The sequence below is a fragment of the Dellaglioa sp. L3N genome (assembly GCF_054941095.1).
In genome coordinates, this window is record NZ_CM142928.1 from 632,501 (window position 1) to 646,302 (window position 13,802).

Sequence of the window (13,802 nt, forward strand, 5' to 3'; positions counted from 1 at the left end):
TGCATAAAGAAATAGTAAAAACGCCTGGAACTAAGGATAGTATGATGGATATCTTGATTAATCCGCAGACTGCTAATCAATTACCACAACATTTGATACCAAAATTGCGTGAGGTATTATATCAAGGACTTCATGGAATATATGTAGCAGGAATTTGTGTTGTTATTCTTGCAATCATTGTTAATTTGTTCGATAAAAAAACGAAAGATTATTTGCAATAATAGCGTTCATTTGCTACACTAAAATTAATATAAAACGATTAAGAGAAACTAGTAGTTTAACTGATTATTTCAGCGAGTATATGGTAGTGGAAATATACATAATTGGTTATTTGAACTCATTCTCGAGTTTTCTCACTGAACGATAGTAGGTGCGAACGTTATTTCACGTTATGAAAAAGAGTCAGTATTTATACTGGAATAATAGGTGGTACCGCGGAAAATTCGTCCTATAGAAGTTTATCTTCTATAGGACTTTTTTGTATATATAATCAGAAAGGGAGTTATTAAGAATGGCATATAACCATAAAGAGATTGAACAAAAATGGCAAGCGTTTTGGGATGCTAATCAGACGTTTAAAACAACTGAAGATGCTGAAAAGAAAAACTACTATGCGTTAGATATGTTCCCATATCCATCCGGTCAGGGACTTCACGTCGGGCATCCAGAAGGATTTACAGCCACTGATATTTTGGCTCGAATGAAGAGAATGCAGGGATTTAACGTCTTGCATCCAATGGGATGGGATGCTTTTGGGCTTCCAGCTGAGCAGTACGCACTTGATACTGGACACAGTCCTAAGGCATTCACAAAAACGAATACTGATAATTTTAGACGCCAAATTAAATCTTTGGGACTTTCATATGATTGGAATCGTGAATTAAATACGACTGATCCAGATTATTATAAATGGACTCAATGGATTTTTGAGAAATTGTATGAAAAAGGGTTAGCTTACGAAGATGAGGTTGCCGTTAACTGGAGTCCTGATTTAGGAACGGTTGTTGCTAATGAAGAAGTTATTGATGGGAAGACAGAACGTGGTGGTTATCCAATTGTTAGAAAACCGATGCGTCAATGGGTCTTGAAAATTACAGCTTATGCAGACCGTTTACTTTCAGATTTAGATGATTTAGATTGGCCAGACAGTATTAAAGAACAACAAAGAAATTGGATTGGTAAATCAACAGGAGCAAGTGTTGACTTTAAAGTTGATCAATTTGATGGTTTAAAAATTGAAGTTTTCACGACGCGCCCTGAAACTATCTATGGTGTTTCCTATATTGTCGTCGCACCTGAATTGGCTATAATTGATGACATTACGATTGATTCTCAAAAAGAGGCTGTTAAAGCTTATCAAAAGAAAATTGAAGTTAAATCTGATTTAGAGAGAACTGATTTAGCTAAAGAGAAGACTGGTGTATTTACTGGTTCTTATGCAATTAATCCTGTAAATGGTGAAAAATTACCAATCTGGATTGCCGATTATGTTTTAGCCTCATATGGAACAGGTGCAATTATGGCTGTTCCTGCACATGATGAAAGAGATTTTGAATTTGCTACAAAATACGAATTGCCTATTTTACCGGTTATTGAAGGACCTGAGATTACTGATGAACCTAATACAGTACCAGGTAAATATATCAATTCTGGATTTTTAAATGGATTAGAGAAAGCTGAAGCTATCGAAAAAGCGATTGCGTGGATGGAAGAAAATAAGGTTGGTCAAAAGAAAATCAATTATAAATTACGTGACTGGTTATTCTCAAGACAACGTTACTGGGGTGAACCAATTCCTATTATTCATTGGGAAGATGGCGAAACAACTACAGTTCCCGTTGATCAATTGCCACTTGAATTACCTGAGGCAACAGATATTAAACCATCTGGGACTGGTGAAAGCCCATTAGCTAATCTAACGGACTGGATTAATGTTGTTGATGAAAATGGTCGTAAAGGTAAACGTGAAACGAATACAATGCCACAATGGGCTGGTAGTTCATGGTACTTTATTCGATTTATTGACCCACACAATCCTAATGGAATTGCTGATTACAAAAAGTTAGAAAAATGGTTACCAGTTGATGTTTATGTTGGTGGTGCTGAACATGCTGTTCTTCATTTGTTGTACGCAAGGTTCTGGCATAAATTTTTATACGATATTGGTGTTGTGCCTACTAAAGAACCATTCCAAAAATTAGTTAATCAAGGAATGATTTTGGGTGATAATCATGAAAAAATGTCTAAATCTAAAGGAAATGTCGTTAATCCAGATGATATTGTTGAACGCTTTGGTGCAGATACTTTACGTCTTTATGAAATGTTCATGGGCCCCTTAGATGCTTCAATTGCTTGGAGCGAAGATGGGTTAAATGGTTCTCATAAATTTATCGAACGTATCTGGCGCTTAATTATGGATGAAGATAATCATATTAGTTCAGCTATTGTTGATGAAAACGATGGTGAACTGGATAAGATTTATAATTTAACGGTTAAAAAAGTAACTGAGGATTATGAAGCACTTCACTTTAATACTGCTATTTCAAAATTAATGATTTTTATTAATGAAGCTTATAAAGCTAAATCATTGGCTAAAGAACAAATTGAAGGATTTATTCAATTAATTGCACCAATTACACCACATATGGCTGAAGAAGTTTGGTCATTATTAGGACACGAAGGGTCAATTAGTTATGTTGCATGGCCTAAAGTTGATGAAAGTAAACTTGTTGAAGATACAGTTGAAATTGTTTTACAAGTTAATGGTAAAGTTCGTCAGCATAGTGTCGTTTCAAAAGAGGCAACTAGAGATGAATTAGAAAAATTAGCTTTAAATGATGACAAAATTAAAGAAGAACTTGAAGGTAAAACAATCCGTAAAGTGATTGCTGTTCCTGGTAAATTAGTTAATATTGTTGCAAACTAAATTTTACATTTGAATAAACGAATACTATAGAATGAGTCTATTTTATAGTATTCGTTTATTTTTTGATTAAAATTTAAAAAATAAATTGCAACTGAAATTTAAAAGCTATAAAATAGTAAGATTAAGTGTGACGAGAAAGTAGGGTACAAAAGTAATGGATGAAGATATTAAGGTTGAAGGCCAGACCGCACCTGAACAAAATAATGCTAAACAAAAAATGCTGCAGGGATCAGCTTGGATGACTGCTGGTAGTATTTTTTCAAGAGTTTTAGGGGCTATTTATATAATTCCCTGGAATATGTGGTTGGGTCCAGATCGATTGCAGGCTAATGCCTTATACAGTATGGGATATAATGTTTATAGTTTCTTCCTGATGATTGCTGTGGCTGGGGTACCTTCAGCGGTTGCTAAACAAGTTGCGCATTACAATGCACAGAATGAATATGGTATTGGAAGACGTCTATTTAAATATGGGATGGCGCTAATGGCTATTATGGGTGTCGTTTGTGCAGTAATTTTATGGATTATTGCACCATATATCACAAGTGGTGATAAAAATGTTATTCCTGTTTTTAGATCTTTATCTTGGGCGCTATTGATTATTCCTATGATGAGCTTGATTCGTGGTTTTTTCCAAGGTTATCAAGAAATGGCTCCATCGGCTATTTCACAATTTTTTGAACAGATTGCTAGAGTTATCTATATGCTTGCAGCAACATTTTTCATTATGAAAATTAGCCATGGTAGCTATATTACGGGCGTGACGCAATCAACTTTTGCAGCTTTTATTGGTGCATTAGGCGGGATGCTGGTTTTAGTTTGGTATTTTTATCGTCGTAAACCTGAATTAGATCGATTAGTTGCTAACAGTGATAACAAACTGACGATTTCTACCAAACAAATTGTTAAAGAAGTTATTCGGGAATCAATTCCTTTTATCATTATTGGGGCTGCGATTACAATTTTTGGTTTGATTGATCAGTATACTTTCTTTGGTATTATGACGCATGTTACTAATTATTCGCGAACAGTGCAAAATGAATTATGGGCATTATTTAGCTTTAACGCCAACAAATTAGTAATGATTATTATTTCTATTGCCTCTGCTATGTCAATTACGGCCATTCCACTATTGTCTGAGGCATATACGCGAAATGATAAAAAAGCTTTGAGCGAACAAACCGCAGATACATTACAATTATTCTTTTTTGTGATGTTGCCATGTGCGTTAGGGATGGCTGCTGTTGCTCACCCCTTATACGTTATCTTTTATGGTTATGATCCAGTCGGCATTTACGTCTTACAATTTTCAGCCTATGAATCCATTTTTCTAGGGTTGTTCACAGTTGTTTCTGCTATTTTACAAGGTGTTTATCAAAATAAAAAAGCGATTATTTATTTTGTCGTTGGTATGGTCATTAAATTAATTGTCCAATACCCATTAGTTGCCTGGTTAGGTGCATTTGGTCCATTAGCTGCTACGGCAATCGGTATGGGTGTCAGTTCATGGTTAATGGTTCGATCATTACACAAAATGTTCCATTTAAATGTGAAATTGTTACAGGCAAGATTAAACAAAATGATGCTTTATGCGTTAATGACATTTTTTGTTGCACTTATAGTGGTAAAAGTAATCTATTTAGTGTTACCAATAGATAGTCGAATGAGTGCCATTATTACCCTTATTATTGCTGCTGGTATGGGTGGTTATGTTTATATTTACTTCAGTTTAAAAACAAGATTGGCCGATAAAATATTAGGTGATCGTGTCGCTGGATTACGTCGTAAATTGAGAATTAAGTGAGGTTTAATCTGAAATGAGAATTGATAAATTTTTAACAGAAATGCAATTTGGTACAAGAAGTAATGTTCGAAAAATTATCAAACAAAAGCAAGTGATGATTGATGGCGAATTAACTACTAGTGCTAAAATTCAAGTTAACCCAACTAAATCAGTTATTCAGGTGAATGGTGATGTGATTCCTTATCAAAAGTACTATTATTATCTTCTGAATAAACCTGCTGGGGTGTTGACAGCAACTAAAGATAGAAAGCAAAAAACAGTGATGGATTTGTTTAATCGGGTTGATTATCGGGATGATTTATTTCCAGTTGGCCGATTAGATAAAGATACAACTGGATTATTGCTTATTACAAATGATGGTCAATTGGGTCATCGAATGTTATCACCAACGCATCATATTGAAAAGGTGTACTTTGCTAAAGTTGAGGGACATGTAACTGATGATGATGTTGCTAAATTTAAAACAGGTCTGTTGCTAAAAGATGATACGCAAACTAAACCTGCAAAATTGTATATTGAATCTTATAATCAGGATACCAATATATCTGAAGTTTTAATTACGATTACTGAGGGAAAATATCACCAGATTAAACGGATGTTTGGCGCTATTGGCATGAAAGTTATCAGACTTGAACGCAAGCAAATGGGTTCTTTAGAGTTAGAACCAACGTTATCTTTAGGTCGTTATCGTGTTTTAACAGATGAAGAAATAAAATCAATTCAATAAAAAAATTGCTGACTAATTAAAGTCGGCAATTTTTTTATGCTTTAAATTCGTGTATAAATTCAGGTATTTTTTCAATTAAACGAGAAGGAAGTACTGGAAATTCTGAGTGAGCAATTTGTGATTCGATGTAGCTGTGTAAGTAAATTGCTGCCGCAATAGTTTCTGGCAGGGCAGCGATTAAGGCAATTAATCCAGCAATGAGGCCAGTTAATGAATTTGTGCTTGTTTGAGTCGTTTGTAATGAATCTACTTGGATTGTTCCGTCTTTTGAATATAACTCGATATACGTCTTTTTTAGAACGATTGTGGCATTAAGGTTTTCTTGAATGGCTTTTATCGTTTCTGGTGTTTGTTGTATTACTGGTATATCGGCAAAATCAGCCCATTCAGTTTCATCAGCGACCAGAATTAAATCTGTTTCTGGTAATGATTTATGCGATTCTTTGATAATTTTGAGTGCGGCACCACTAAGAATTAACGTTTGATTAATTGAAACGTTTGCCAGAACAACATCTAAAATATCAGAACTTCGTAAATCTGAACCTAGGCCGGGACCTGCAACAATGACTGCTGCTTTTGATAGTGTATTTGCAAGTTGAACTTTATCGAAGTAATTGACAAAGTCTGTTTCAGGCAAATTGGCATATAAAGCGCCAAGATTTAATTTGTCGGTTGCAGTAGTGATTGGCATGCCACTACTATAAAAGGCCGCTTTCGCAGTCATAAAAACAGAACCGCCACCATTTTCGTTACCACCAACAATGACTATTTTTTGAATGTTATTTTGACTTAATTTTGGTTGGAAAATAGTTGTTATTACAGATTTGGTTATTTTTTCCATCTCAATCACTCCTTTATTGAATGATTAAAGTATACCAATATATTTGATAGAATGCGCTTTTGAATACCGATTATTAAAATTTTGTGATAAAATGGTTTTACTAATATTTAGGAGGAAGTCAAATGAGTATAGATTGGAAAGCAGAAGTTGAAAAGCGTCAAGATGCCTTATTGGAAGATTTATTTTCAATGTTAAAAATTGAAAGTGTTCGTGATGAATCAATTGCAACAACTGAAGCGCCTTTAGGTCCAGGGCCTAAAGCTGGATTGGATAAATTTTTGGAAATTGGAGCGCGTGATGGTTTTGAAACGTTGAATCTTGATGGGTTAGCCGGACATATCGAGTTTGGTGAAGGGGACGAGACGCTGGGAATTTTAGCTCACGTTGATGTTATGCCTGCTGGAAATGGCTGGGATACGGATCCGTTTTCACCAGTTGTAAAAGATGGCCGAATCTATGCTCGTGGTGCTTCAGATGATAAAGGACCAAGCATGGCTGCATACTATGGCTTAAAAATTATTCAGGAATTAGGCTTGCCAGTTTCTAAAAAAGTTCGTTTTATTATTGGAACGGATGAAGAAAGTGGTTGGAGAGGGATGACACATTATCTTGAAAATATGCCTGAACCTGATTTTGGGTTTTCACCAGATGCTTTTTTCCCAATTATCAATGGTGAAAAAGGGAATATTACTTATTTCTTAAACTTTAAAGGATCAAATGGAGATAAGGACCAATTGCTTGAATTTGATGCGGGACTTCGTGAAAATATGGTTCCTCGTGATGCCAAAGCCGTTATTAAAACAGAAAATGGCTCTGAAATGGAAAAAGCGTTTAATAAATTTATTGATGCTAACATTGTCACTGGTGGAATGGAACGCAACAATGATATCGTAACCGTTTCGATGGTCGGTAAAGCAGCTCATGCGCAAGAACCTAAAAATGGCGAGAATGCTGGGACTTTCTTAGCTTTATTCTTAAATCAATTTAATTTTGGTGGAGATGCTGCGAACTATCTTCGTTTGGCTGTTGATTATTTGCACAAAGATTCACGTATGAATACCTTTAATATTGCTTTTACTGACGATATTATGGGTGATTTAACGATGAACTCTGGGATCTTTACATTTAAAGCCGATAAAGGCGGTAAAATTGCTTTGAACTTCCGATTCCCTAAGGGTATGACAGAAGTTGATATCAAGCGTGGTCTTGAAAATGTGACAAATGAAATGGATGTTGCGATTGAAGCTGGTCGCTTACAAGGCCCTCATTATGTCTCACCAGAGGATCCTTTGGTTAAGACGTTATTAGGTGTTTACACGAAACAAACTGGTGAAAAAGCTGAAGGTTTAGTTGTTGGTGGTGGGACTTATGGTCGTCTCTTAAAACGAGGTGTTGCCTTTGGGGCAATGTTCCCAGGTGTGCCTGATACGATGCATCAAGCAAATGAATTTATTCCATTGGATGATGTGTTAAAAGCTGCTGCGATATATGCAGAAGGAATATACGAATTGATCAAGTAAATTATGATTTATATGTTAAAATGGCGCGCTATGCAAGAGAGGCTGTGACATAAGTGGCCTTTGCAAAAAGAAAAGCTACCTGAAAAACCGAGTTTGAAGTGAACCCCAAATATTGGACGAAACTTTATGCGACTTTCTGAGTTGTAGAAAGTCGGTATTCAACCGGACTTTTATAACCCAGTTTTGTTTTAATTCTTAAAAAATTATAATCTTTCACCCAAATCGATATTTGTGAAACTAACGTTTCATAGGTATCGGTTTCTTTTTGATAGAATGCTTCAGCTTTCATAATATGGAAAAAACTTGGTTCTTCGTCAACTGTTGTTGGTGAATGATATTATGAAGGTTCTAATCACTTAGTGATTAGGCCTTTTTTTGTATGAATCTTAAGGGTATAAAATATTCTGATGCGAAATCTATAAAAGTTTCTAAAACCAAAACTAACGCGTTTAATGACCTTTATTTTATTATTTGTGCCTTCTAAAGGACCGTTAGAATAATGATGATTAAAGGTATTTTTAATTTCAAAATGGTGAAGAAACAACGTTTCAATACTTTTAGTCATTTCTTCGGAACAACCTTCGGTGTTTTTAATTGCTGAATCATAGGACTTCCAATCTTTTAGGTGAAGGGCTGATCTAATTTGGTTCATGAGTTCATATGCCTTTTTCAATTCTGGATTTAAACTTAGTAAATGGTCAATGATATCAATTTCTGTTGTTAAGTATGGAAAGTAGGTCCATTTTTTAAAATTCTTGTAATCCAGATTTTCAGCCGGTTTTAATAGGAGCTTCCAGTAACGTTTTAGGGCCTTATAGTCTTGTGATGATGTTGGCAGTTCTTTCATAAGTTTGATTCTAGTTTTGGTGAATCCACGATTCACTGAATTGATAATATGAAATTTATCGATAATAACAATCGCATTAGGAAAGATTTCTTTGGCTAGTTTAGGATAGGTATAATTCATATCAGTCACAATAATCTTCACGTTTTTTCTAGCTGTAGCTGAATAACGATAAAAATAGCGTTGTATTTGGTAGAGTCGTCGACAAGATAAAAAATCGATTAATTCATGATTACTAGCATCCATAAATTCAAAACTCATGGCATCTGTAGCAGATTTAGTACTCTTGACTTCGTCAAGGAGTAGAACATTGGGTAAAAATTTATAATTAGGTTTAAAATCCCGTTCAGAGGCCATGAGAATACGACCTACAAAGGAATCAGAAGTCGAAATTTCATCAGCAATGTGAGTTAAAGAAACGGGTTCTGTCAATTTAGTTAAACAGAGTTTTCTAGAAGTATTGGAAATCGTACAGTTCTTAGGGACTGCACTAGTTTGAGCTAAAAAGTATGATTGACACTCGTTACATTTAAAATATCTGCGTTTGAGAGACAAAATAATATTTTTTCCTAATACCTTAGGATAACGAATGGTTGTTTGACGCCAACCATACTTAATTATCTGACCTTCGTGCTTAATACCGCAGTTGGGACAAGCCTTCGGCTGGTAATCGAGAATACCGTTAAACCTGGTGACACCATCATTAGATGTCTCATAATCAATAATCATTAGATTATTGTCTTCTATTCCAAGCCAAAATTTAGTATGATTAGACATGCGGAGATTCCTTCTTTCTTATTAATTCATCTGTGGTGGTTGAACGATAATGGATTTGGATAAACCGTACCCAAAAGTCTTATGGCTTTTGGGTCTTTTTTTGTCATTATACAAAAAAACTGTTATTAGTAATAGAATTAATTTCTATTACCAACAACAGATATTGTAGACCCAAAAACTTTCCATCGCAGCGTTATCTAAACAATTGGCTTTGCGAGACATACTTTGAAATATCTTGTTTTCTTTTAAAATACGAACCCATTTTTTATTTTGGTATTGAAATCCTTGGTCAGAGTGAATAGTCGTTCGGTAAGATAATTTGTTTGGAATTTGTTTAATCGCTTCTTTTAAAACATTAGTTGTAAACTTTATACTTGGACTCTTACTAATATTAGAACTTAATATTTCACCTGAATATAAATCATAAATACATGTAAAGTATGCACGTTCTTCAATTGTTTTATTTCCCCAACGAACTTCTGTAACATCTGTTGTTAGTTTTTGATAAGGGCGATCTGTATAGAATCGGCGCCTTACTAAATTTTTAGCAACTGTTCCAACAGTTCCTTTGTATGAATTATATTTGCGTGATTTCTTATTAAAGGCTCTTGATAATAAATTAAGGTCGCACATCAATCGATAAACTTTTTTATGATTAATTGTAAATCCAAGATTTTTTAACTCTCCAGTAACTCGTCGATATCCATATGCTGGATGACTCTTTTTGATAGATTTAATTATTTCTTCAATATTCTTGTTGTCGATGGAGCCGTAAGGCTCCTTATGTTTAAGCGTATATAAATACGAACTTTTTGCTATGCCAATTAATTTTAATAGATTAACAAGCTTGTATTTACGCCTTAATTCAGTGACTATTTGTGCTTTTTGTCTGTTCGTGATTGAACTAAGGCTTTTAGTTTTTTTAGATAGTCATTCTCGATTTTAAGGAGTTCATTCTCTTCTTCAAGGCGTTCAAGTCTAGTCTTTTTATCTGTATTTTTAGATTGTTTATCAGCTGTCATTATCTTTGACCGTCCTTTGGATCGATACAGAGCGTTGATACCTTCAACTTCAAAAATATGTTGCCATTGCCAGATAGTCCCTACATTTGAGATGTTGAAATGTAGAGCAGTTTCTGGATATGAAGCTCTGTTCGTTTTCATCCATTTTAAAGCATCTACTTTAAAAGAGCCACCAAAAACTTTCTTAGATGTCGAGGCATCTAATCCTGATGAGCCAAAGGCTCGATATCGTTGAACCCATGAAATCACTAATGAACGACTTTTAACATTGTATTTACGAGCAATTAGTTTATATCCTAATGATGATGAAAGATAATCCTTAACGACTTGAACTTTAAATTGTTTAGAATATTTAACCATAAAAATAACCCCCAGTATTGGATTTTGGTCCAATACTGGGGGTTCACTTCAGTTTGGTTTTTCAGGCAGCTTTCTTTTTTTATTTTTAGCTGAATTAGTCCTAATATATCTAATTTAAAAATATTTAAGGTATAATTACAAATCCACGCATCAAAAATTGGTTTCACATCAAATTTAGAGACTGATGTTACAACCTCTTATTATTTTAATATGGCCAGTGGGTTAGCTTATCTGATGGTTGAATGATAATTAATAAGAATATGCTGAGTTAGATAGTCCAGCGGTTATTGCAGCAATAAAAGCAGCTGCGAAAAAGAAATATAAAAGAATGCCAGCAATAAATAAGATGAATTTTACAAGTCCAGCAATATTCCATGTTTTTTGAACGGCCTTGAATGTTTCAACATCTTTATAATTACCTTTTTGCCAAGCCCATTCGTTTCCCTTGAAACCAACGATAAATATCCAAACAATATTAAAAATTGGGATAAGTGATAATAAAGGTAAGTACGTTTTATTTCCAATGCCCCAAACCCAGTTGAACATAAATGCTCCCCAGTTCCAACCTTTAATTTCCTGTGGTACAACGTTCCCATTTTCATCTAACATGATAAAAATCCCCTTAGGCAGCTTTTAACGTGGATCAGTCTATTACACGTTAGGTTATTTAATGTAAATTGTATAGTGAAAGAAATACCAGTATATATAGTTGTACTTGATTTTACTTTTGGAGTCCAATCATTTGTATTATTTTTAAATGCTTTGTTTTGTGATATATTAAAAAATTTTGAAACTAATAGGGTACTTTTTAAATATGATTATGAGTCATCATGTGCTAGGTTTTATACGTATTTAAAATAAAAAAATTCAACTCGCAGATAAGTGTGAGTTGAATCATTGTGTGGCTAGACCATTCGGCAACCACACAAAAGTGCTTCAAACGTTGATATGGCAATGATGCGGATGCGCCTGACAGGAATCGAACCTGCACTTGGAAACCCAAACAGCGATCTGAACGCTGCGCGTCTGCCAGTTCCGCCACAAGCGCATATAAGTTATTTGGAAAACTCGATGACAGTACCATAACCATGTAAAACTAAGAATCTAGGGGCGATTGTTACACGAACGGTTTGTGGTTCGAAATGAACGTTAATAATACCATCGCCACCTTTGTTAATGGCCCGTTCTGCTAATTCTGCACGAACTTTGTCGTACAATGAATCAAAATCATCTACACGGTCAATTTCGTCAGCTTCTAAAATGATTTTGGCTGTGGCATTGACAATTCCTTTAATTGCATACGAACGATTAACATCTCCGGTTGTTAAAAACATACAAATCACCCCTTGATTACTAGTTTAAAATAAAAGTGTCAGATTGACAAGAATTAAAAAAACTAGATCAAAGTTAGTCTCAACTAGGCTAGTTTTGTGGGTTACATGAAAATGCGGTAGTTACGTTTGTTAATTGAAATTAGTTCTTTGGCCTTGCTTTTTGAACTAAACTTAAGCAAGTTTTTAATTAATCGTTCAAGTTTTACGTCATCTTTAGAAACTTTTTCAAAAATATCATTGTCAACTTTTATTGTTAGATCTTCCTTTTTACTTGGAACCTTAAATGTTTTAGAAGTTTCATCACTTGTGATGAGGTTTTTCTCAAGATCTGCTAATAAATTTTTGCTCATATGTTTTATTCCTCCAGTTTCTTACTATTAATCATAACACCTAGATGGTTAAAATCATAGGTGTTATGAACGAAGATAAACAAATGTTAGCAAACAGTAATATTTTAAAATTTATAATCATGTTAATTTAAAGCGTTAATTTTGAAAGAATGGCTGGAATATCGAGATTATTATTATTTTTTAAAATGAGTGGTTGTTGGTCGATAAAATTAAATTTTTCCAACAATTTTTGATTAACGATTTCTTGTTCATATTTTAATGTTTGGACATTTGTAAATTGCTCAGACTTGAAGGATTTGAACAATGCCTTTAGCAAATGTGTTGCAATTCCTTGGCCTTCAGCACTTTTTGAAACGAGGAATAGGCCAATCCAAATCGTTTGAACTTGTGGATAATCAGTTAAAAAATCAATCATGGCAATTAACTTATCCTCTTTAAAAAAGCCGAGAGACCATTTTTGATCACTTTTAACAGATAGAGGTAGCGCTGTTAAATCAGATTTTATTTCAGTGGTCGTTAAGGCGTTCTTTCCTTGCAGTTGTAAATAAGTGGCTTGACTTTCCTCAAGTGCTAACAGTTGAGGGGTATCTTTTTCGGTTAATTCGCGAACAGAGTAAGGGGCACTAAAAATAGTAACTCTTTTTAATAACATGATGAAAACCTTCTTTATTTCAAATTTTGTAGGTAAAACGTTAACATCTAATACAATTTTAATGATATACTAGACGTATAAATAAAAGATATGGGGTGGCAAATATGGAACAAAAATATAAAAATATTTTAGTCCCAGTTGATGGATCAGATTCAGCTGAAAAAGCGTTAGCTCGTGCTGTAGAAAGTGCCAAAGCAAACCGCGCGCATTTAGATATTTTAAACGTTATTGATACACGTCAATTTTCTGTAAGTTTTTCAGGGATGATGGATGGTGGCGGTTCAATCGTCTACCAAACTTTTGAAGATACAGAAAAATATATGAATGAATTAAAAGAGAATATTGTAAAAGCTGGGTTCAGCGATGTTGATATCCATGTTCGTTTCGGTAGCCCTAAAACAGTTATTGCTAAAGACTTCATTGAAGATCATCATTCAGATTTGATTATTATGGGTCAATCTGGTTTGAAGGCAGTGGAGAGAATGTTGATGGGTGCTGTTACAGATTATGTTACCCGTTTAGCACCTTGTGATGTCTTAGTTGTTAAATAATGAATGGGGTTGCGTAATTTAGCAACCCTTTTATTATTTTATGAGTTAATTCAGTATAAAGCAAAGAACCATTAAAAAGTAGTTATATCAATTA

12 protein-coding genes, 1 tRNA gene, 2 pseudogenes and 1 other annotated feature (1 of these 16 cut by a window edge) are annotated in these 13,802 nt (G+C 34.3%); of the genes and pseudogenes, 6 read left to right on the forward strand and 9 right to left on the reverse strand.

Annotated features, from left to right (window positions below; all coding sequences use genetic code 11):
* The 4 genes from ACVPPR_RS03230 to ACVPPR_RS03245 all read left to right on the forward strand — a co-directional run.
* On the forward strand, nucleotides 1–221 hold the 3' end of the coding sequence (locus tag ACVPPR_RS03230) for an MDR family MFS transporter (RefSeq protein WP_462304627.1). Its footprint begins 1,243 nt before the window's first position; only the last 221 of its 1,464 coding nucleotides appear in the window; its start codon lies beyond the left edge, outside the window; its stop codon occupies nucleotides 219–221.
* A 28-nt stretch (nucleotides 222–249) separates the two neighbouring features.
* Nucleotides 250–454, forward strand: a binding site (T-box leader).
* 57 nt (nucleotides 455–511) lie between these two features.
* Nucleotides 512–2,926, forward strand: coding sequence for a leucine--tRNA ligase (gene leuS, locus ACVPPR_RS03235; protein WP_462304628.1), 2,415 nt, complete (start codon nucleotides 512–514; stop codon nucleotides 2,924–2,926).
* A gap of 154 nt (nucleotides 2,927–3,080) precedes the next feature.
* Nucleotides 3,081–4,730 (forward strand): putative polysaccharide biosynthesis protein, encoded by a 1,650-nt coding sequence (locus tag ACVPPR_RS03240; protein WP_462304629.1) that lies wholly within the window; start codon nucleotides 3,081–3,083, stop codon nucleotides 4,728–4,730.
* A 13-nt stretch (nucleotides 4,731–4,743) separates the two neighbouring features.
* A complete protein-coding gene (locus ACVPPR_RS03245) occupies nucleotides 4,744–5,457 on the forward strand; it encodes a pseudouridine synthase (protein WP_462304630.1) in 714 nt (237 codons plus the stop codon).
* A gap of 34 nt (nucleotides 5,458–5,491) precedes the next feature.
* On the opposite strand, the gene ACVPPR_RS03250 is transcribed toward ACVPPR_RS03245, so the two are convergent.
* Entirely contained in the window at nucleotides 5,492–6,298 is an 807-nt protein-coding gene (locus ACVPPR_RS03250) for an NAD(P)H-hydrate dehydratase (RefSeq protein WP_462304631.1), read from the reverse strand.
* A gap of 122 nt (nucleotides 6,299–6,420) precedes the next feature.
* Between ACVPPR_RS03250 and pepV the strand changes: the two genes are divergently transcribed.
* Entirely contained in the window at nucleotides 6,421–7,818 is a 1,398-nt protein-coding gene (gene pepV, locus ACVPPR_RS03255; protein ID WP_462304632.1) for a dipeptidase PepV, read from the forward strand.
* Between the two features lie 124 nt (nucleotides 7,819–7,942).
* On the opposite strand, the pseudogene ACVPPR_RS03260 reads toward pepV, so the two are convergent.
* From ACVPPR_RS03260 to ACVPPR_RS03295, 8 genes and pseudogenes are all read right to left on the reverse strand, one after another.
* A pseudogene (locus ACVPPR_RS03260) lies at nucleotides 7,943–8,122 on the reverse strand (IS3 family transposase); the annotation flags it as partial.
* 48 nt (nucleotides 8,123–8,170) lie between these two features.
* On the reverse strand, nucleotides 8,171–9,439 hold the full coding sequence (locus tag ACVPPR_RS03265) for an ISL3 family transposase (RefSeq protein ID WP_462296923.1): 1,269 nt from the start codon (nucleotides 9,437–9,439) through the stop codon (nucleotides 8,171–8,173).
* Nucleotides 9,440–9,610: 171 nt separating this feature from the next.
* Nucleotides 9,611–10,821 (reverse strand): annotated as a pseudogene (locus tag ACVPPR_RS03270) (IS3 family transposase); the annotation flags it as partial.
* A gap of 249 nt (nucleotides 10,822–11,070) precedes the next feature.
* Entirely contained in the window at nucleotides 11,071–11,430 is a 360-nt protein-coding gene (locus ACVPPR_RS03275; protein WP_462297741.1) for a ribonuclease G, read from the reverse strand.
* A gap of 355 nt (nucleotides 11,431–11,785) precedes the next feature.
* Nucleotides 11,786–11,869: transfer RNA gene (locus ACVPPR_RS03280), tRNA-Leu, on the reverse strand.
* Between the two features lie 7 nt (nucleotides 11,870–11,876).
* A complete protein-coding gene (locus ACVPPR_RS03285) occupies nucleotides 11,877–12,155 on the reverse strand; it encodes a hypothetical protein (protein ID WP_462297740.1) in 279 nt (92 codons plus the stop codon).
* 101 nt (nucleotides 12,156–12,256) lie between these two features.
* Entirely contained in the window at nucleotides 12,257–12,505 is a 249-nt protein-coding gene (locus tag ACVPPR_RS03290; RefSeq protein ID WP_462297739.1) for a hypothetical protein, read from the reverse strand.
* Between the two features lie 127 nt (nucleotides 12,506–12,632).
* Complete coding sequence (locus ACVPPR_RS03295; RefSeq protein ID WP_462304633.1) at nucleotides 12,633–13,157, reverse strand: GNAT family N-acetyltransferase; 525 nt, start codon at nucleotides 13,155–13,157, stop codon at nucleotides 12,633–12,635.
* Nucleotides 13,158–13,261: 104 nt separating this feature from the next.
* On the opposite strand from ACVPPR_RS03295, the gene ACVPPR_RS03300 reads away from it, so the two are divergent.
* A complete protein-coding gene (locus ACVPPR_RS03300) occupies nucleotides 13,262–13,708 on the forward strand; it encodes a universal stress protein (protein WP_462304634.1) in 447 nt (148 codons plus the stop codon).
* Nucleotides 13,709–13,802 lie beyond the last annotated feature (94 nt).